Consider the following 18024-nt stretch of genomic DNA (forward strand, 5'->3'; position numbering starts at 1 on the left):
GAACCGACGCCGCTCGCTCAGGGCCCACCTGGTCCGTCCCCCGGCCGTCCGCCGCGCGAGGCACCCCGCCCGCGACCTCGGCCCGACGCCCCAGCCCCGTGAAGGAGCCCCTCATGACCGTGACCCTGCCCGCCGCGATCACCCCCTCCCCCGCGTTCCAGCCCGTGCCCGGCCAGCGCATCGACCCGGAGCTCGCCCGCTCCTGGCTGCTGGTCAACGCCGCCCAGCCCGAACGGTTCCAGCCCGCCGAGGACTCGGCCGCGGACATCGTCATCCTCGACATCGAAGACGCCGTGGCTCCCAAGGACAAGGACCAGGCCCGCGCGGACGCCGTCGCCTGGCTGACCTCCGGGCACACCGGCTGGGTGCGGCTCAACGGCTACGGCTCGCGGTGGTGGGAGGAGGACGTCGAGGCGCTCGCCACGGCCCTGCCCGCGCACCTGGGCGGGCCGGTCGCCGAGGGCGGCCTGGCCGGCGTCGTGCTGGCGATGGTGGAGTCCACGGACCACGTGAACGAGACCGCCCGACGGCTGCCCGGGGTGCCCGTCGTGGCGCTCGTGGAGACGGCGCGCGGGCTGCAGCGGATCGACTCGATCGCCGCCGCGAAGGGCACGTTCCGGCTGGCCTTCGGGATCGGCGACTTCCGCCGCGACACCGGCCTGGGCGAGTCGCCGCAGGCGCTGGCGTACACGCGGTCCCAGTTCACGATCGCGGCGCGGGCCACGGGGCTGCCGGGCGCGATCGACGGGCCGACCGTGGGCTCCACCGGCGTGAAGCTCGCCGAGGCGACGGCGGTCACCGCGGAGTTCGGCATGACCGGCAAGCTGTGCCTCGCGCCGGAGCAGTGCGCGGCCGTGAACGAGGGGCTCAGCCCGTCCCAGGAGGAGCTGGCGTGGGCCCACGAGTTCCTCGCGGACTTCGAGGCCGACGGCGGCGAGATCCGCAACGGCTCCGACCTGCCCCGCAAGGCGCGCGCGGAGAAGATCCTCGGGCTGGCCACCGCGTTCGGGGTGCACTCCACGCGGTACCCGGACCAGGACAACGCGATCACGGCGCCGTCGGACACGTACCACTACTGAGCGGGCCGCCGCCCACCAGAAACGCGGGTTGAGTTGTCACGGGTGCGGAGGCCGCACACCGGTGACAACTCAACCCGCGTCGCCTCGGGGGGCGAGGATCCGGCCTCCGCTCACACGTCGTGGCGCGTCCGGCGCACGACGGCGGCCCGCACCGAGAACGCCAGCACGAGCACGAGGATCCCGTAGATCACCCACGTGATGGGGGTGGAGACGAGCACGGCCGGGTCGCCCACCGAGCTGAGCAGGGCGTCGCGCAGGCTGGTCTCCGCGAGCGGGCCGAGCACCATGCCGATCATCAGCGGGGCCAGCGGGTAGCCGTACCGTCGCATCAGGAAGCCCAGCACGCCGATCCCCAGGAGCATCAGCAGGTCGAACACCGCACCCGTGGTGGCGTAGATGCCCAGCCCGCAGAACAGCGTGATCCCCGCGTAGAGGTAGTGCTTCGGGATGAGCAGGAGCTTGGCCCACAGCTGCGCGAACGGCAGGTTGATCGCCAGGAGCACGATCATCGCGATGAAGAAGCTGGCCAGCAGCGCCCACACGAGGTCCGGGCTGCGGTCGAACAGCAGCGGGCCGGGCTGCAGCCCGTACTGGCGGAACGCCGCCAGCATGATGGCCGCCGTCGCGGAGACGGGCAGGCCGAGCGTGAGCAGGGCGCCCATCGCCATGCCGGTGGTCGAGTTGCCCGCGGCCTCGGGGGCCGCCAGCCCGCGGATCGCGCCGCGGCCGAACTGCGGATGCGCCCGGCGCCGGTCCAGGCGCCGCTCGGCCGAGTACGCCAGGAACGTCGGCACCTCGGAGCCGCCCACCGGCACGATGCCGAACGGCAGGCCGATCGCCGTGCCGCGCAGCCACGCCGGGGCGGCCTCGCGGAACTCGGCGCCCGACAGCCACGGCCGGCCGGTGCGGCGGACGCGCAGGTCCTCGTGCTCGCGGCGCACCCGGGAGGCCACGTGGAACACCTCGCCGAGCGCGAGGATCGCCACCGTGACGGTCACGAGCGGGATGCCGTCGAACAGCTGCGGGGAGCCCATCGTGAAGCGCTCGGTGCCGGTCACCGCGTCGATCCCGACGACGGCGATGCCCAGTCCCAGCACCAGGGAGGCCAGGCCGCGCAGCACCGAGTCGGCGACCACCGAGGAGGTGGCCACGAACGCGAAGAGCGCGAGCGCGAAGTACTCCGCGGGCCCGAAGCTCGTGGAGAACTCCGCCAGGACGGGGGCGAGGAACACGACGCACACCGAGGCCACCATGCCGCCGATGAAGGCGCCGAGCGCCGCCGTCGCCAGGGCCTGGGCCGCCCGGCCGTCCTGGGCCATGCGGTGGCCCTCGAACGTGGAGGCGATGGCCGAGGCCTGGCCGGGGGTGTTCATGAGGATGGCCATGGTGGAGTCGCCGAAGAGGCCGCCGAAGTACACGCCGGAGAACATGATGAACGCGGCGGTGGGCTCGAGGGCGAAGGTCATGGGCAGCAGCAGGGCCACGGCCATCGAGGAGCCGAGTCCGGGCATCACGCCGACCGCGGTGCCGAGCAGACAGCCCAGCACCACCCAGAGCAGGTTCATGGGGGTGAGGGCTCCGGCGAAGCCCTCCATGAGGAGTCCGAGGGTCTCCATGTCAGAAGCCACCTCCCAGGATGCCCGAGGGCAGGGTCAGGCCCAGGGCCACCGCGAAGCCGAGGTAGGCCAGCGAGGAGACGAACAGGGCGACGAGGATGTCGAACACGGGATGCGGGGCGCCGAACGCGCGGGTGATGCACCAGAACAGCAGCGCCCCGGCGAGGATCCACCCCAGCCAGGGCAGCAGGACGGCGAACGCGAGGAAGCCGAGGAAGCACCAGGCCAGCGCGCCGAAGTCCGAGTGGAACAGGGTCAGCGGGCCGGCCGCCTGGCCGACCTCGCCGTCCGCGTCGGCCTGACCCTCGGGGGCCTGGCGCACGCGCACGACCTCCACCGCGAGCGCGGCGGCGATCACGAGGCCCGCGACCGCGAGGATCAGCGGGAAGAAGTCCGGGCCGGGGAAGTCGGCGCCGTCGGTGTCCATGGCCAGGGATCCCAGCAGCAGGTAGAGGCTGAACGCGGCCAGCACGGCCGGCATGACGAGCGCGGAGAGCCCGGCGGCGCGCCCCCAGCGGGAGGGGGCGTCGGCGGCGGGGGGGACGGTGGATGCGTGGCTCACTTGATCTCCTCCGTCAGCGTGCCGATGCGCTCCTTCTCGGCGGCGATGAACTCCTCGAGTTCGGCGCCGGAGAGGGGCACGGGGTTCCAGTAGTTGCGCTGCACCGCTTCCTTCCACTCGGGGGTGTCGACCGCCTCGGCGATGAGGGCCTCGAGCTCGGTGCGCTCCTCCGCGGAGACGCCCGGGGGCACGAACAGGGCGCGCCAGTTGGTGAGCGTGACGTCGTAGCCCTGGGAGCGCAGGGTCGGGATCTCCTCGACGCCGGCCAGCGGCTCGGCCGCCACCACGCCGAGGGCACGCAGTCGGCCGGCCTGGACCTGCGGGTAGATGTCCGCGAAGCCGCCGGCGGAGGCCTGGGCGGTGCCGTTGAGCAGGGCCTGGATGGCCTCGCCGCCGCCGTCGGACGGGATGTAGGTGGTGTCCGCGACCGGCACGCCGGCCGTGCGGGCGATGTCCGCCATGACGAGCTGGTCGAAGGAGCCGCCGCCGGTCCACGCCACATGGGCGGGGTCGGCGCGCCAGGCGGTCACCAGGTCGTCCATGCTCTGGTACGGCGAGTCCGCCGGGACCACCACGAGGCTGTACTCCTCGACGACGCGGCTGACCGCGGTGACCTGGGAGAGCTCGGGGCCGGTGCCACGGGCCGCGTGGGCGGCGATCTGGCCGGTGCCGCCCACCATGAGGTTGTTCGCGTCCTCGAGCGTGGTCAGCTGACCGAGGGCGATGTTGCCACCGGCGCCGGGGATGTTGACCACCTGGACGTTGTTCACGAGCCCGTTGACGCGCATCGTCTGCTGCATCTCACGCTGGAACGAGTCCCAGCCGCCGCCGGCGGCCGCGGGCGCGATGAGGGTGAGGTTGGTGCGGATGTCATTGCCGCCGGAGGCCGAGCGGATGGAGAAGGCGGAGGCCGCGAGCACGGTGAGCACCGCGATCACGCTGAAGACGATCCGGCCGATCCCCGTGCGTCGGCGCGGGGCGCCGTCGGGGGAGGTGGAGGACATGGCGGTTCCTAACAGAGACACCCCGCCGCCAGGAAGTGGCGCCGGGGACAGGTGCGAGTGGTGGAGGTCACGGTAACAGCGCGGCGGGGCGGCGTGCGCTCGGCGTCCGCAGAGTGACCGACGACAACCGGTCGGGGAGGTGACGGGGGCCGCGTCCATGGCGCACAGTGGTCCCCATGACGATCATCAGCACCGGAACCAGCACCCCCGAGAGCGCCGCGGCCTGGCGGGCCGCCCTGGCCGAGGCGGCCCTGCGCGGAGAGGACGTGGTCTGGTTCTCCCTCGACGGGACCGAGCCGGACGAGGCGGAGGCGCGCGAGGCCGGCGTCGCCGCGTCCGTGGCGCACGCCCAGGAGCGCGGCCGGGACGCCGTCGGCGACCTGCTCGAGCACGCCGAGCGCGTGGGCGCGAGCCGGATCGTGGTGGGCGTGAAGCACCGCTCCCCCGTGGGCAAGCTGCTGCTGGGATCGGCCGCGCAGCAGATCATCCTCGAGGCGCGCGTCCCGGTGGTGTGCGTCAAGCCGTGAGGGCCGGCGTCGGGCGGGCGGCCCCGCCGTCGCTCGCCCCACCCCGCGGCGTTTGGGGGCGGTTTCGGGCGGTATTCGGCGTGGATACCGCCCGAAACCGCCCCCAACCGGTGAGTGGGGACCAGCCCGGGAACGCCGAAGGCCCCGGAACCGTGTGGTTCCGGGGCCTTCGCCCTCGGTGCGCGAGGGGGGACTTGAACCCCCACGTCCTTGCGAACACTGGCACCTGAAGCCAGCGCGTCTACCAATTCCGCCACTCGCGCGAGTGGCTTCCCGCTCTCAGCCCCGGACACCCGGCGACCGTCACAGGCAGCGAGGAATACTCTAACCCCCGCCCGCCCGGGCATGCAAATCGGCCCCGACGCCCACCCCCGCGGCTCGCCCCCTCCGACGCCTCTCCCACCCGCGCTCCACCCCGCAGAATCCTGCTGTTCTCGGCGGTCTCCCAGCCCGGCCCGTAGTATCGGGAAGGACAACTGTGGAAAGGGGCCCCGTCGTGGGACTTCTGGACAACCTCGAACGCGGCCTCGAGCGGGCCGTGCGCTCGGCCTTCTCGGCCGGCGGTCCGCGGGCGGTCAAGCCGGTGGAGATCGCCTCGGCCCTGCGGCAGGCGATGGACGACGAGTCGTTCGCGCTGTCCGAGGGCCACACGGTCGCGCCCAACAGCTACGTGGTCCACTTCTCCCCCGCCGACTTCGAGCGCGCCCGCTCGTGGGGGTCCACCCTCGCCAGCGAGCTGTGCGATGAGGTCATCCGCCACGCCGACTCCCAGGGCTACGCGCTGCCCGGCACGGTCCGGGTCGCCTTCCACCCGGACGCGGACGTGCGCGCCGGGGACCTGCGCGTGGTCACCCGCCTGGACGACGGCTCGCTCACCGCCCCGGCCCCCCACGACGACGGCGCCTCGCCCGCCACCGCCCACGGCCCGGGAGCCTCCGCCGCGGCGCCGGACCGGCTGGTCGAGGACCTGCCGGCGGCCCCACCCCGCGAGCCCTCCCCCGCCCCGCGCGTCGGGCCCCGTCCGGCGCCCCGCCGGGCCGCCGCCCCGACCGCGCCCGCCGCCCACGCCCACGCCGACCAGCCGACCGTCGTGATGGGCCGCCCCGTGACCGAGCCCGCCGGCCCGGCCCTCGAGCTGGACGGCCGCATGCTCCCCCTGGACGGGGACGACCTCATCCTCGGCCGCTCCGCCGAGCGTGCCGACCTCGTGATCCCGGACTCCTCGGTGTCCCGCGAACACCTGCGCCTGCTCACCGTCGGCTCCACGGTCACGCTCCTGGACCTGGGCAGCCGCAACGGCGTGCTCGTCAACGGCCGCCGCGTGGACGGCTCCGTCACCCTGCGCGACGGGGACGTGGTGACCGTCGGCCAGACCGAGCTGCTGTTCTTCGGCGGGACGGGGGGCCGCGCATGAGCGAGCTCGCCGTCGCCGTGTTCCGCATGGGCCTGCTGCTGGCCCTGTGGGTGCTGATCATCTCCATCGTCATGGCGCAGGGCCGCGACCTCGTGGTCGGCCGGCGCAACAAGACGCGCCTCCAGCAGGCCCAGCACGACGCCGGCCTGGTCACCGCGGTGCCCGCGGCCGGGGTCGCCGGGGCGGGCTCGTCCGCGGTCGACCGCCCCGCGCCCGCGTCGACGCCGTCCCCCGCCGCGTCCGCGCCGACGACGCCGGCCCCGCGGCTGTCCCGCACCCTGCGGGTGGTCGAGGGTCCGAAGGCCGGGCAGACCATCGCCCTGGAGGGCCGCCCCCTGCTGATGGGCCGCGCCCAGGACGCCGACCTGGTGCTCGTGGACGACTACGCCTCCGGCCGCCACGCCCGGCTGTTCCCCCAGGGCACCCGCTGGTTCCTCGAGGACCTCGGCTCCACGAACGGCACCTACGTGAACGGCGCCCCCGTCACCCGCGCGCTGCCCGTGGGCCCCGGCACGGCCATCCGCATCGGCAAGACAGTCATGGAGCTCGAGGCCTGACCCATGACCCTCGTCCTCCGCTACGCCGCCCGCTCCGACGTCGGCCGCGTCCGTGCCAAGAACGACGACTCCGCCTACGTGGGCCGTCATCTGGCCGTGCTCGCAGACGGCATGGGCGGGCACGTGGGCGGCGACGTGGCGAGCGCGTCCACGGTGCTGGACCTGGCCCCGCTGGACGCGGTGGGCTACGAGGACCCGGCCACGGTGCTGCCGGACGAGATCCAGAACGCCAACCTGATCCTCAACGAGCTGGTGCACGCCAACCCCAAGCTCGCCGGCATGGGCACCACGTGCACCGCCGGCCTGCTCGCGGGGACCACGCTGCACATGGCGCACATCGGCGACTCCCGGGCCTACCGGCTCGCGGACGGCGAGTTCTCCCAGGTCACCACGGACCACACGTTCGTGCAGAAGCTCGTGGACGAGGGGCGCCTCGAGGCCGGGGAGGCCCCGTTCCACCCGAACAAGAACGTGCTCATGCGCGTGCTCGGCGACGTGGACGCCTCCCCCGAGCTGGACGTGTTCGAGGTGCCCGTCGCCCCCGGAGAGCGCTGGCTGTTCTGCTCGGACGGCCTCACGGACGTGGTCTCCCCCGAGAGGATCCACGAGGTGCTGCGGGACTCGGAGGCTCTCAACCAGGCCGTCGACACCCTCGTGGAGCTGACCCTCAAGGGTGGCGCCCCGGACAACGTGACCGTGGTGGCGTTCGAGATCGCGGAGGGCACGGCGGAGGAGCTGGCCCCCGTCCCGGAGGTCCACCTGTCCGAGCAGGCCCTCGCCGCGGCCCACCCGCCCGAGGTCGGTCCGGTCTCCGGCCTGCTGCTGCGCGAGGACCTCGACGCACGGCCCCACCTGCTCGTCGGCGCGGCCTCCAACGCCGTGAAGACCGATCGCATCCCCGTGGTCACCCGCAGCTCCACGCTCCGCCGCGCCGCTGCCCTGCTCGGCGAGACGCCCGTGCCGGAGAACCGTCCCCGACGCACCGCGGCCGTCCTCACGGACGGGCCGGATCCCGACGCCGCCCCGCGCCCGGACGCGTCCGTCCCGCCCGCCGCGCCGAACGGCACCGCGGCCGCCGCCGCGGCCGGTTCCTCCTCCGCCGCCACACCGGCCGCCACCGCCGCCGACCACCCGTCCGACGAGGCCGCCGAGGCGTCGACCGCGGCCCCGGCGACCGCCGGGCCCGCCGGCGGCTCCGACGACCGGGCCGCGCGTCGGCGGCGTGGGAAGGACGACCGCCCGGTGCAGTACCGCCGCGGCTGGTTCATCCCCGTGTTCACCACGCTGCTCGCCCTCACCCTCGCGGCCGTGGCCGTGTGGGGCTACCTGTGGACCCAGACGCAGTACTACGTGGGGGCCAACGACGGCCGGATCGCCGTGTTCAAGGGCGTCTCCCAGCGGCTGGGCCCGCTCGAGCTGTCCCACGTGGACCGCCAGACCGACCTCCCGGTGGACGCGCTGCCCGCATACGCACGCGACCGCGTGAACGCCGGCATGGCCGCCCGGGACGTGGACCACGCGGAGCAGATCGTCGCCGAGCTGCGCGACTCGCTGCACCCGAACGCCCCCGCCCCCGCCGGTGAGCCCTCCGAGCGGGCCCAGCCGAGCACGACGCCGTCGTCGTCTGCCCGCCCCTCGGACGCGTCCGGCTCCGCCGCGCCGACGAGTCCGGCGTCGTCCCCGAGCGCGACGGGAGGTGAGGCCCCGTGACCGAGGTGATCTCCCCCGCACGCCCGCGCCGGAACATCGAACTGGTCCTGCTGCTGGCCTCCCTGGCCATCGCCCTGGGGGCGGACCTGCTGGGCATGATCGGCACGGACGCCCCGCTGGACTCCACCGCCTGGGTGCCGCTGGGCGTCTTCGGGGCCGCCACCCTGGTGTTGCACGTGGTCCTGCGGCTGCGCGCCCCCTACGCGGACCCGTTCATGCTGCCGATCACCGCCCTGCTCAACGGGCTGGGCCTGGCCATGATCCACCGGCTGAGCCAGGACGCCGCGATGGCCAATCCCACCTCGCAGCTCGTGTGGTCCGTCCTGGCCGTCCTGGTGGCCTCCGCCCTGGTGTTCCTGGTGCGCGACCACCGGGTGCTGCGGCGCTGGCCCTACCTGTTCCTCGCCGCGTCCGGCGTGCTGCTGCTCCTGCCGCTCGTGCCCGGGCTGGGCCTGAGCATGTACGGGGCGCGGATCTGGATCGACGTCGGATTCGGTACCTTCCAGCCCGGCGAGATCGCCAAGATCACGCTGGCCATCTTCTTCGCCGGCTACCTCTCCGCGAACCGCGACCTGATCCTGCTGGCCGGCCGCCGCGTGGGCCCGGTGACCTTCCCCCGCGCCCGGGATCTGGGCCCGTTGCTGGCCGGCTGGCTCCTGGCGCTCGGCGTGCTCGTGTTCCAGCGCGACCTGGGCTCGGCCCTGCTGTTCTTCGGCATGTTCATGGCGATGCTCTACATCGCCACGTCCCGCGCCTCCTGGATCCTCCTCGGCCTGGGCCTGATCGCCTTCGGCGCGGCGCTGGCGTTCCTGTTCATGCCGCACGTGACCGCCCGGTTCGAGATCTGGCTGAGGGCCTTCGACCCCGAGATCTACCATCGGGACTTCGGCGGCTCCTACCAGGTGGTCCAGGGCCTGTTCGCGATGGCCTCGGGCGGGCTGATGGGCACCGGCCTGGGCGCGGGCAACCCCACCCAGGTGCCGCTGTCCTTCTCGGACATGATCCTCACGGCCATCGGCGAGGAGCTCGGCTTCGTGGGCCTGGCCGCCGTGCTCGTCCTGTACTTCCTGCTCGTCACCCGCATGATGCGCGCCGCCCTCGGCGTGCGCGACGCGTTCGGCAAGGTGCTCGCCTCCGGCCTGGCCTTCACCATGGCGTGGCAGGTGTTCGTGGTGATGGGCGGCGTGACCCTCGTGTTGCCGCTCACCGGCCTCACGACGCCGTTCCTCGCCGCCGGCGGCTCGTCGCTGCTGGCCAACTGGATCATCGTGGGGCTCGTGCTGCGCATCTCGAACGCCGCCCGCCGTCCCGTGGTCGTGGACGGGATGGTCAACGCGTCCGGGCCCGGCGCCGGCCACCTCGACCCCGGCACGGCGCTCCCGGCGGCCGCTGTGCCCTCGGGAGGAGGTGAGGCGCGGTGAACGAGGCGATCCGACGCACGTGGACCGTCATGGCGGCCATGATCCTGGTGCTCGCGCTGGCCGCGTCCGTCATCCAGGTGCTGGCCGCGGACCAGCTCAAGACGCACGCCCTGAACTCGCGGCAGATGTTCCTGGAGTTCGGCGCCCCGCGCGGGCCGATCCTCGTGGACGGCGAGCCGATCGCCGAGTCCGTCCCCTCCGACGACGCCTACCACTACCAGCGCGTCTACCACGAGCCCGAGCTGTACGCCCCGCTCACGGGCTTCTATTCGCTCACCTACGGCACCGACGGGCTGGAGGCGGCCATGAACGAGCAGCTCTCCGGCACCCCCACGTCCCAGTTCGTGGACCGCGCCATGGAGATCATCACGGGCGCCACGCCCGAGGGCGACCAGGTGGAGCTGACGATCGACCCCGAGCTGCAGCGTCTGGCGTACGACGCGCTCCCGGACGGCGTGCGCGCCTCCGCCGTAGTCACGGACCCGACGACGGGCGAGATCCTGGCCATGGTGTCGAAGCCGGGCTTCGACTCCAACGCGCTCTCCTCGCACAGCCCGGCCGAGGCGCAGTCGGCCATGGCCGCGATCGACCAGATCCCCGGCGCCAGCGCGTACCGCAACCGCGCCGCGGAGCAGCTCGTGTCCCCCGGCTCCACATTCAAGCTGATCGACGCGGTGGCCATGCTCGAGTCCGGTGACTACACCCCGGACGGGACGGTGGACATCCCCGCCGCGTGGACGCTGCCCGGCACGACCACGGAGCTGCCCAACTACGACGGCTCACCGTGCAACACCGTGGGGCGTCAGACCCTCACGTGGGCACTGGCGCAGTCCTGCAACACGCCGTTCGCCATGGCCGCCGTCGAGCTGGGCCAGGACCGGATCCGGGAGGTCGCCGAGCGGTTCGGCTTCAACGACTCCTTCGACTACCCGCTGCCCGTGACCGGCTCCGTGTTCCCCTCCGACCTGGACGACGCCGCGCTGGCGCAGTCCTCGATCGGCCAGCGGGACGTGCAGGCCACCGCGCTGCAGATGGCCATGGTGGCCGCCGGCATCGCGAACGACGGCGTGGTCATGGAGCCGCAGCTGATCAAGGCGGTCCGCCGTTCGGACCTCACCACGGTGCAGGAGTTCAGCCCCCGTGAGCGCGGCCGGGCCACGACCCCCGAGGTGGCCGGGCAGGTCTCGGACATGATGGTCTCGGCGGTGGAGGACGGCATCCTGGGATCCGTGCAGTCGGACACGGTGCGGATCGCGGCGAAGTCGGGCACGGCCGAGGTCGGGGACACGGGCAACGTGCACTCCTGGATCACCGGCTTCGACGCGAGCGAGAACCCCCGGGCGGCCGTGACGATCGTGGTGGAGGACGAGCCGCCGGGGGTTGGACATCAGACAATCGTCAGTGGCATGAAGGCAATCATGGAAGCGGTGGTCACGGAATGAGGCCGACATCGGGCATCACCCTCGGGGGCAGGTACCAGCTGACCGATCGCATCGCGATCGGCGGCATGGGCGAGGTGTGGAAGGCCCGGGACAAGGTCCTGGGCCGGATCACCGCCGTGAAGATCCTCAAGGAGGAGTACACGGGTGACCCCAACTTCCTGCGCCGCTTCCGGGCGGAGGCCCAGCACACCGCGCTGCTGAACCACCCCGGCGTCGCCAACGTCTATGACTACGGCGAGGAGAAGGGCTCCGCCTACCTCGTCATGGAGCTCGTGCCGGGCCAGCCGCTGTCCTCCATCCTCGAGAAGGAGAAGGTGCTCTCCCCCGAGCGGACCCTGCGGATCATCGCGCAGACGGCGGCCGCGCTCTCGGCGGCCCACGCCCAGGGGCTCGTGCACCGCGACGTCAAGCCCGGCAACCTCATGATCACGCCCACCGGCCGGGTGAAGGTGACGGACTTCGGCATCGCGCGCCTGGCGGACCAGGTCCCGCTCACGGCCACCGGCCAGGTGATGGGCACCGCCCAGTACCTCGCGCCCGAGCAGGCCACGGGGCAGCAGGCCACCGGCTCCTCCGACCTCTACTCGCTGGGCATCATCGGCTACGAGGCCCTCGCCGGGCATCGCCCGTTCACGGGCGAGTCCCAGATCGCGATCGCCCTCGCCCAGGTCAACGACACCCCGCCGCCCCTGCCGGACACCGTCCCGGCCCCGGTGCGCGCCCTGATCATGTGCATGCTCTCGAAGGACCCCCGGGAGCGGCCCTCGGACGCGACCGCGCTCTCGGACGCCGCCGACGCGCTGCGTCGTAAGGACACCCGCGGCGCCGTGGAGGCCGTGCCCGGCCTGGCCGTCTTCCTCGAGGAGCAGGGCGTGGCCGACCCCTCGGGCGCCGAGACCGCTCCCCTGGACTACGACGGCATGCGCACCACCCATCCGCGCGCCGAGGGCACCCGGGCGGACGGCTCCCCCGCCACCGCGGCGCTGCCGGTGACCGCGGCCCAGCCCCGCGCCGACGACGACGCCCGCGGCCCCGCCGCCGGTGCGGCGGCCGTGGGCGCGGCCGGTGCGGCCGGCGCCGCCGCGAGCGCGAGCACGCGCGACCACGAGATCGCCGCCGCGCGCGACCAGCAGACCCGCCCGGGCGACGTCGTGGACCCGGGCCCGCCCGCCGGGGGCGGCTCCGCGCCCGCCCGCCGGCGGCGCGCCAACCCCTGGCCGCTGTGGGCGCTGCTCGGGCTCGTGGTGTTCGCCCTGCTGGGGGCGCTGCTGTGGCCGCTGCTCACGGGTGGCCGCGGCGACGGCGGCTCGGCGCCGGCGACCTCGCAGGAGGAGTCGTCCGTGAGCGTGGACCCGGAGGCGTACAAGGGTCGCCCCGTGAGCGAGGTGCGCACCGAGCTCGAGGGACTCGGCCTGGCGGTGCGCGAGGAGGACCGCGACGCGCAGAGCCCGCAGGGCACCGTCGAGGAGATCAACCCCGTGGGGGCGCTGCAGCGCGGTGAGACCGTCACGCTGGCCGTCTCCACCGGGGAGGGCGTCATCCCGGAGGGCCTCGTGGGCCAGCCCGTGGACAGCGCGATCCAGACGCTGCGCGACCGCGGCTTCACCGTGGACCGGGTGGACGACCCGTCCGCCGACGGCGCCGACGGCGAGGTGGTGCGCGTGGTGCCCGGCGAGGGCGAGCGTCACCGCTACGACACGCACGTGCAGCTGATCGTGGCCACTGGCGGGTCCGACGCCGCGCCGACCCGCGAGGCGTCCCAGCCCGCCTCGGAGCCGGAGCCCAGCGCGTCGGAGGAGCTGAGCACCGAGCCGAGCCCGTCGGCCTCGGACGAGCCCAGCCCGTCCCCCACCGCCGAATCCCCGACGGCCACCGCCGACCCGGAGCCCACGCAGGAGCCGACCGAGGAGCCGACGACGCCCACGGGGGATCCGACGACGGAGTCCTCCGGGGAGTCCACGGCGCCGACGGGCCAGCCCACCACTGACCCGTCCGCTGGCGCGCGCGGCGCGGATGCCTCCTCCGCCGACGCGCGTGGCGCGCAGACCTCGTCCGCCGACGCCACGCCCTCCGCCTGAGCGGCGGGCGGGACGACCACGCGGACGTGTCTGTGGACGAGCAGAGGACCCTGAACGGGCGGTACCGGATCGGTGAGCTGATCGGGCGCGGCGGCATGGCGGACGTCTTCCGCGGCGAGGACCTGCGGCTGCACCGCCCGGTGGCGGTGAAGCTGATACGCCGGGATCTGGCGCGCGACCCGCACTTCCAGGCGCGCTTCCGCAAGGAGGCGCGCTCGGCGGCCTCCCTGAACCACCCCTCGATCGTCTCCGTGTACGACACGGGCGAGGTCTCCCTCGAGGACGGCCTCCATCCGGTGGACTGCCCGTTCTTGGTGATGGAGCTCGTCTCCGGCCGGACGCTGCGGGAGATCCTGCACGCCGAGGGCGCCGTGGGCCCGGACCGCGCCGTGGCCTGGACCCGGGGCGTGCTGGAAGCGCTCGAGCACGCGCACGAGGAGGGCATCGTCCACCGCGACGTGAAGCCCGCGAACGTCATGGTCACGGACACGGGCACCGTGAAGGTGATGGACTTCGGGATCGCCCACGCGCTGGCCGACACCTCCGCCACCACGTCGCAGACCCAGGCCGTGGTGGGCACAGCCCTGTACCTGGCCCCGGAGCAGGCGACGGGCCGCACCGTGGACGGCCGCGCCGACCTCTACGCGGCCGGCTGCCTGCTGTTCGAGCTGCTCACGGGCCGGCCCCCCTTCACGGGTGACACGCCGCTGGCCGTGGCCTACCAGCACGTGCGCGAGGAGCCGCCGGCGCCCTCCGACGTCGACCCCGACCTGCCGCCCGCGTTCGACCCGGTGGTGCTGCGCGCCCTGCGCAAGGATCCGCGGGACCGGTTCCCCACCGGCGCCGCGTTCCTCGCGGCCCTCGAGGAGGCCGCCGCGGATCCGCACGCCGCCCCCGGCCGCCACACCCCGCCGCTCGGTGCCGGCCATCCCGCCCTCGTCGGCGCGGGCGGCGCGGTGCCGGGCGCCACGCCCGCGGAGCACGGGGCCGACGACACCGACGTGCCGACGGCCACGGTCCCGCTGACCCGGCCGACACCCTCCGTCCCGGCCGAGCCGGACGTCGCACAGCCCCAGGCGGCGAACCACGCCGTCGCGGGTGCGGGACTGCCCGGCGCCGCCTCCGCCGCGCAGCTGGCCGCCGCCGCCGCCATGGACGGCCCCCGCCCGGTGACCGGCGGCCAGCCGGTGACGCCCGGTGCCGCGGCGACGCCCCGGCCCGAACCGCCGCCCCGAGACACGCCGGCACCGGCGACGGCCGCACCCCGTCGCGTCCGCCGGCGCGTCCGCCGGCGCACGCTCCTGGCGGCCGGCGTGGTCCTGGTCGCGCTGGCCCTGGTCCTGGCGCCGTGGCTCGCGGCGGCCCTGCGCACCACCGTGGAGGTGCCCGCGGTGGTGGGGCTGCAGCAGGACGAGGCGGTCGCGGCGCTCGAGGACGCAGGCCTGGTGGCCGTCGTCTCGTCCGCGTACATGGCCGACGCCCCGGACGGGACCGTCACCCAGAGCGACCCGCAGACGGGCACGGAGGTGCCCCGCGGGGCCGAGGTGCGGATCCGGGTGTCCCGCGGCAAGGAGGGCATCGCGCTGTCCGACTCCCTGCACGGGCTGTCCGAGGACGCGGCCCGCCGCGAGCTGGGACGGCTGGGCCTGCGCGTCTCCTCCGTGCAGTACCAGGACGACGGCCGACTCGAGCGCGGGCTGCTCGCCCGCACCGACCCCGCGATGGGCACCCACGTGCCGCCCGGCTCCTCCGTGGTGCTGCACCTGTCCAGCGGCATGGTCGCCGTGCCGGACGTGGTGGGGATGAGCGCTCCGGACGCGCGGCGTCAGCTGGCGCTGAGCGCCCCCGAGCTGCGCGTGCGGATCCAGGACGAGGACGGCGCGACCACCGACACCGGCACGGTCGTGGCCCAGGATCCGCCCGCCGGCGTCCGCGTGGACAACCGTTCCTCCCTGACCCTGACGGCTTCCTCGTGGATCGCGCCCACGGCCGAGCCCTCCGAGCCGGCACCGCCGTCCAGCGAGGCGCCCGAGCCCACGCCGTCGGCGTCCGCGTCACCGAGCCCCCCGCCGTCGGAGAGCCCCGAGCCCTCCGAGAGCGCGGAGCCGTCGCCCTCGCCGTCCGCCTCGAACACGCCCAGCCCCGAGCCGACGGCGACCGCGACGCCGTCGCCGACGCAGAGCCCGTCGTCGACGTCGGCGGCCCCGTCGACATCGCCGGGGCCGACCGAGCAGTCGCCGAGCACCTCGCCCACCGGGACGCCGGTGGACCCGCTGCCGACGCTGACGCCGGACCCCGAGCCCTCGATCGATCCGCCGCCGTCCACCTGAGCGGACGGGGCGCCGTCGGACCCGCGAACCGGGCCCCGGGACCGGTCAGTCCTGGCGGACGAGGGGCGAGAGCCGGCCGCCGCGCTCGGCGGCCCCGGAGAGCCCCACGGACTCGAGCCAGTTGCCGAGCATCCGGTAGCCGCCCTCGGTGAGCACGGACTCGGGGTGGAACTGCACGCCCCACAGGGGCGCGGTGCGGTGGGCCAGTCCCATCACGACCCCGTCCTCGGTCTCGGCGGTGATCTCCAGGACCGCCTCGTCCACGGTGGGCCGCACGGCGGCCAGCGAGTGGTAGCGGGTGGCGGTGAACGGCGAGGGGACGCCCTCGAACATGGGGTGCTCACCGTGGCGGACCAGGGACGTCTTGCCGTGCATGAGGGACTCCGCGTGCGTCACGGTGGCGCCGAACGCCTCCGCGATGGCCTGGTGCCCCAGGCACACCCCGAAGAGCGGACGGCCGCCGTCGGCGGCGGAGCGGATGAGGTCGAGGGAGACACCGGCGTCGGCGGGCGCGCCCGGCCCGGGCGAGATGAGCACCGCCGTGTGCTCGGCCGCGAGCTCGAGTGCGCGGGCGGGGGTGACCTCGTCGTTGCGGATCACGGTGGTGCGGGCCCCGAGCTGCTCGAGGTAGCCCACCAGGGTGTAGACGAAGCTGTCGTAGTTGTCGACGACGAGGACGGAGACCTCGGGGCTCTGCACGGGGGCGCTCTTTCCTCCCCGCCGCGTGGGAGCGGGGTGCATAGACTGGCCGGGCACGTCGCTGACCCCGGTCCTGGGCAGGTCAGCAGGATACCGTCCCCGCCCCGGTCCCCGCCGGTGGGGGCGCCCACCACCCCCCCACCCGAGGAGAAGACCCGTGGCAGCACCCGCCGGCAAGCGCAAGGACTCGGCCCGTCGGAAGCGCGAGGAGCTCGAGGCCGCGCGCCGCAGCCGCTCCGCCGTGCGGACGGACCTCGGGGACGTGAACCCAGGTCCGAAGCCCCTCTCCCCCGGGTACAAGGCCGTGATGTTCGGCCTGCTGATCCTCGGCCTGCTCTGGATCATCGTCTACTACCTGACCCAGGGTCTCTTCCCGGTCGTGCAGATCGGCGGCTGGAACATCCTCGTGGGCTTCGGCATCGCGCTCGTCGGGTTCCTCATGATGTCCCGCTGGAGCGAATGACACCCGTGTAGTTCTCCACAGCGGTGGACAACCCTGTGGATGACGGATCCGCACGATCCCGCCCGAAGACGAGTTGTCCCCGGAGTTGTCCACAGGTGTGGACACCCCTGTGGGAAGAAGTGCACACCCGGCTGTGGAGAACTCCGGGGACGGTGGGGGACGGCGGCCTAGCCGAGCAGGCCGGCCACCGTGACCCGTGCGGCGCCGAGCACCGTGAGCGCCGCCAGCGCCGCCGCCACGACCACGAGGCCGGCCGCCTGGGCGCCCACGGACGGCACGCGCGCGCGGCCGGGGCGCAGCCCACCGGCCAGGGAGAACACGACGGCGACGACGGCGCCCGTCAGCAGCCCGCCCACGTGCACCTGCCAGGCCACCCCGGGCAGCAGGAACGAGAACACGAGGTTCAGGCCGATCAGCACGGCGATCGAGCGCACCTGCCCGCCCCGCACCCGGGTGAGCAGGAACAGGGCCGCGAACATGCCGTACACGGCGCCGGATGCCCCGACGACGGGCTGCAGCGGGTCCGAGACCCACAGCGCGAACACCGCGCCGCCCACAGCGGAGAGCACGTAGAGGGCGAGGAACCGCCACCAGCCCAGCGCGGGCTCGAGCACGCGCCCGATCACCCACAGCGCGAGCATGTTCAGCAGCAGGTGCGTGGGACCGGAGACGTCGTGCACGAGCGCGTAGGAGGCCATCCGCCACGGCTCCATGCCGTATGGGGACGTGTAGAGCCCGGCGTACCAGAGCGCCTCGGTCACGCCGGACGACTGGTCCCGGGTCAGCCACTGCGCCGCATAGAACACCACCGTGACCGCCAGCAGGATCCAGGTGACGGGCGAGGCGGCGAAGCCCGTCCGCCGTCGGAGCGGGACCGTCGCGGCGGCGCCGGCGGCGGGGGCCACCGTCGGAGCAGGGCCGGCCACGACGCCGGACGCACAGTCCACGCAGACCGGCCCGGCCGCGGAGCCGGGACGCTGGCAGTCGAGGCACGCGGGGCGCCGGCAGACGGCGCAGCGCACATACGCCGCACGGCCCGGATGCCGCGGGCACACCGGGGGTGTGCCGTCCGCGGAGTCCGGGCCGTGCGGGTCAGAGGGGGTGGTGCTCACCGAGGGGCTG

15 protein-coding genes and 1 tRNA gene are annotated in these 18024 nt (G+C 74.2%); 10 read left to right on the forward strand and 6 right to left on the reverse strand.

Annotation, left to right across the window (positions count from 1 at the left end; translation table 11 throughout):
- The first annotated feature begins 113 nt into the window (after positions 1 to 113).
- Positions 114 to 1079: an HpcH/HpaI aldolase/citrate lyase family protein gene (locus tag ACUXPL_RS06075; protein WP_251650366.1), complete on the forward strand. Its 966-nt coding sequence runs from the start codon at positions 114 to 116 to the stop codon at positions 1077 to 1079.
- Between the two features lie 110 nt (positions 1080 to 1189).
- Here the strand turns inward: ACUXPL_RS06075 and tctA are convergent, their stop codons facing one another.
- The 3 genes from tctA to ACUXPL_RS06090 are packed head-to-tail and all read right to left on the reverse strand — an operon-like array spanning position 1190 to position 4261.
- Entirely contained in the window at positions 1190 to 2695 is a 1506-nt protein-coding gene (tctA, locus tag ACUXPL_RS06080; protein ID WP_454182579.1) for a tripartite tricarboxylate transporter permease TctA, read from the reverse strand.
- Between the two features lies 1 nt (position 2696).
- The gene (locus ACUXPL_RS06085; protein WP_454182581.1) at positions 2697 to 3257 is read right to left on the reverse strand and encodes a tripartite tricarboxylate transporter TctB family protein; all 561 of its coding nucleotides are present in this window, start codon (positions 3255 to 3257) and stop codon (positions 2697 to 2699) included.
- Positions 3254 to 4261 (reverse strand): tripartite tricarboxylate transporter substrate binding protein, encoded by a 1008-nt coding sequence (locus ACUXPL_RS06090; protein WP_454182583.1) that lies wholly within the window; start codon positions 4259 to 4261, stop codon positions 3254 to 3256. The genes ACUXPL_RS06085 and ACUXPL_RS06090 overlap by 4 nt, the downstream gene beginning before the upstream one ends.
- Before the next feature lie 176 nt (positions 4262 to 4437).
- Here ACUXPL_RS06090 and ACUXPL_RS06095 point away from each other — a divergent pair, with 176 nt between their 5' ends.
- Entirely contained in the window at positions 4438 to 4788 is a 351-nt protein-coding gene (locus ACUXPL_RS06095; protein WP_180536634.1) for a universal stress protein, read from the forward strand.
- 179 nt (positions 4789 to 4967) lie between these two features.
- On the opposite strand, the gene ACUXPL_RS06100 is transcribed toward ACUXPL_RS06095, so the two are convergent.
- Positions 4968 to 5051: transfer RNA gene (locus ACUXPL_RS06100), tRNA-Leu, on the reverse strand.
- A 233-nt stretch (positions 5052 to 5284) separates the two neighbouring features.
- Between ACUXPL_RS06100 and ACUXPL_RS06105 the strand changes: the two genes are divergently transcribed.
- From ACUXPL_RS06105 to ACUXPL_RS06135, 7 genes are read left to right on the forward strand one after another with little or no spacing between them, the layout of a single operon-like run.
- On the forward strand, positions 5285 to 6202 hold the full coding sequence (locus tag ACUXPL_RS06105; RefSeq protein ID WP_454182585.1) for an FhaA domain-containing protein: 918 nt from the start codon (positions 5285 to 5287) through the stop codon (positions 6200 to 6202).
- Positions 6199 to 6759, forward strand: a complete 561-nt coding sequence (locus ACUXPL_RS06110; protein ID WP_454182586.1) for an FHA domain-containing protein FhaB/FipA — start codon at positions 6199 to 6201, stop codon at positions 6757 to 6759. Before ACUXPL_RS06105 ends, ACUXPL_RS06110 begins: the two co-directional genes overlap by 4 nt.
- A gap of 3 nt (positions 6760 to 6762) precedes the next feature.
- A complete protein-coding gene (locus tag ACUXPL_RS06115; protein ID WP_454182587.1) occupies positions 6763 to 8469 on the forward strand; it encodes a PP2C family protein-serine/threonine phosphatase in 1707 nt (568 codons plus the stop codon).
- Complete coding sequence (locus ACUXPL_RS06120) at positions 8466 to 9890, forward strand: FtsW/RodA/SpoVE family cell cycle protein (RefSeq protein ID WP_454182589.1); 1425 nt, start codon at positions 8466 to 8468, stop codon at positions 9888 to 9890. Before ACUXPL_RS06115 ends, ACUXPL_RS06120 begins: the two co-directional genes overlap by 4 nt.
- A complete protein-coding gene (locus ACUXPL_RS06125; RefSeq protein WP_336639322.1) occupies positions 9887 to 11332 on the forward strand; it encodes a peptidoglycan D,D-transpeptidase FtsI family protein in 1446 nt (481 codons plus the stop codon). The genes ACUXPL_RS06120 and ACUXPL_RS06125 overlap by 4 nt, the downstream gene beginning before the upstream one ends.
- On the forward strand, positions 11329 to 13410 hold the full coding sequence (locus ACUXPL_RS06130) for a protein kinase domain-containing protein (protein WP_454182590.1): 2082 nt from the start codon (positions 11329 to 11331) through the stop codon (positions 13408 to 13410). Before ACUXPL_RS06125 ends, ACUXPL_RS06130 begins: the two co-directional genes overlap by 4 nt.
- 32 nt (positions 13411 to 13442) lie before the next feature.
- Positions 13443 to 15740, forward strand: a complete 2298-nt coding sequence (locus tag ACUXPL_RS06135) for a protein kinase domain-containing protein (protein WP_454182591.1) — start codon at positions 13443 to 13445, stop codon at positions 15738 to 15740.
- Positions 15741 to 15785: 45 nt separating this feature from the next.
- Here the strand turns inward: ACUXPL_RS06135 and ACUXPL_RS06140 are convergent, their stop codons facing one another.
- Positions 15786 to 16439, reverse strand: coding sequence for an anthranilate synthase component II (locus tag ACUXPL_RS06140; protein ID WP_002858195.1), 654 nt, complete (start codon positions 16437 to 16439; stop codon positions 15786 to 15788).
- Positions 16440 to 16596: 157 nt separating this feature from the next.
- On the opposite strand from ACUXPL_RS06140, the gene ACUXPL_RS06145 reads away from it, so the two are divergent.
- Complete coding sequence (locus ACUXPL_RS06145; RefSeq protein ID WP_454182592.1) at positions 16597 to 16902, forward strand: cell division protein CrgA; 306 nt, start codon at positions 16597 to 16599, stop codon at positions 16900 to 16902.
- A gap of 167 nt (positions 16903 to 17069) precedes the next feature.
- On the opposite strand, the gene ACUXPL_RS06150 is transcribed toward ACUXPL_RS06145, so the two are convergent.
- The gene (locus ACUXPL_RS06150; protein WP_454182594.1) at positions 17070 to 18014 is read right to left on the reverse strand and encodes a rhomboid family intramembrane serine protease; all 945 of its coding nucleotides are present in this window, start codon (positions 18012 to 18014) and stop codon (positions 17070 to 17072) included.
- Positions 18015 to 18024 lie beyond the last annotated feature (10 nt).

Source organism: Micrococcus sp. 140720015-1, assembly GCF_053627595.1.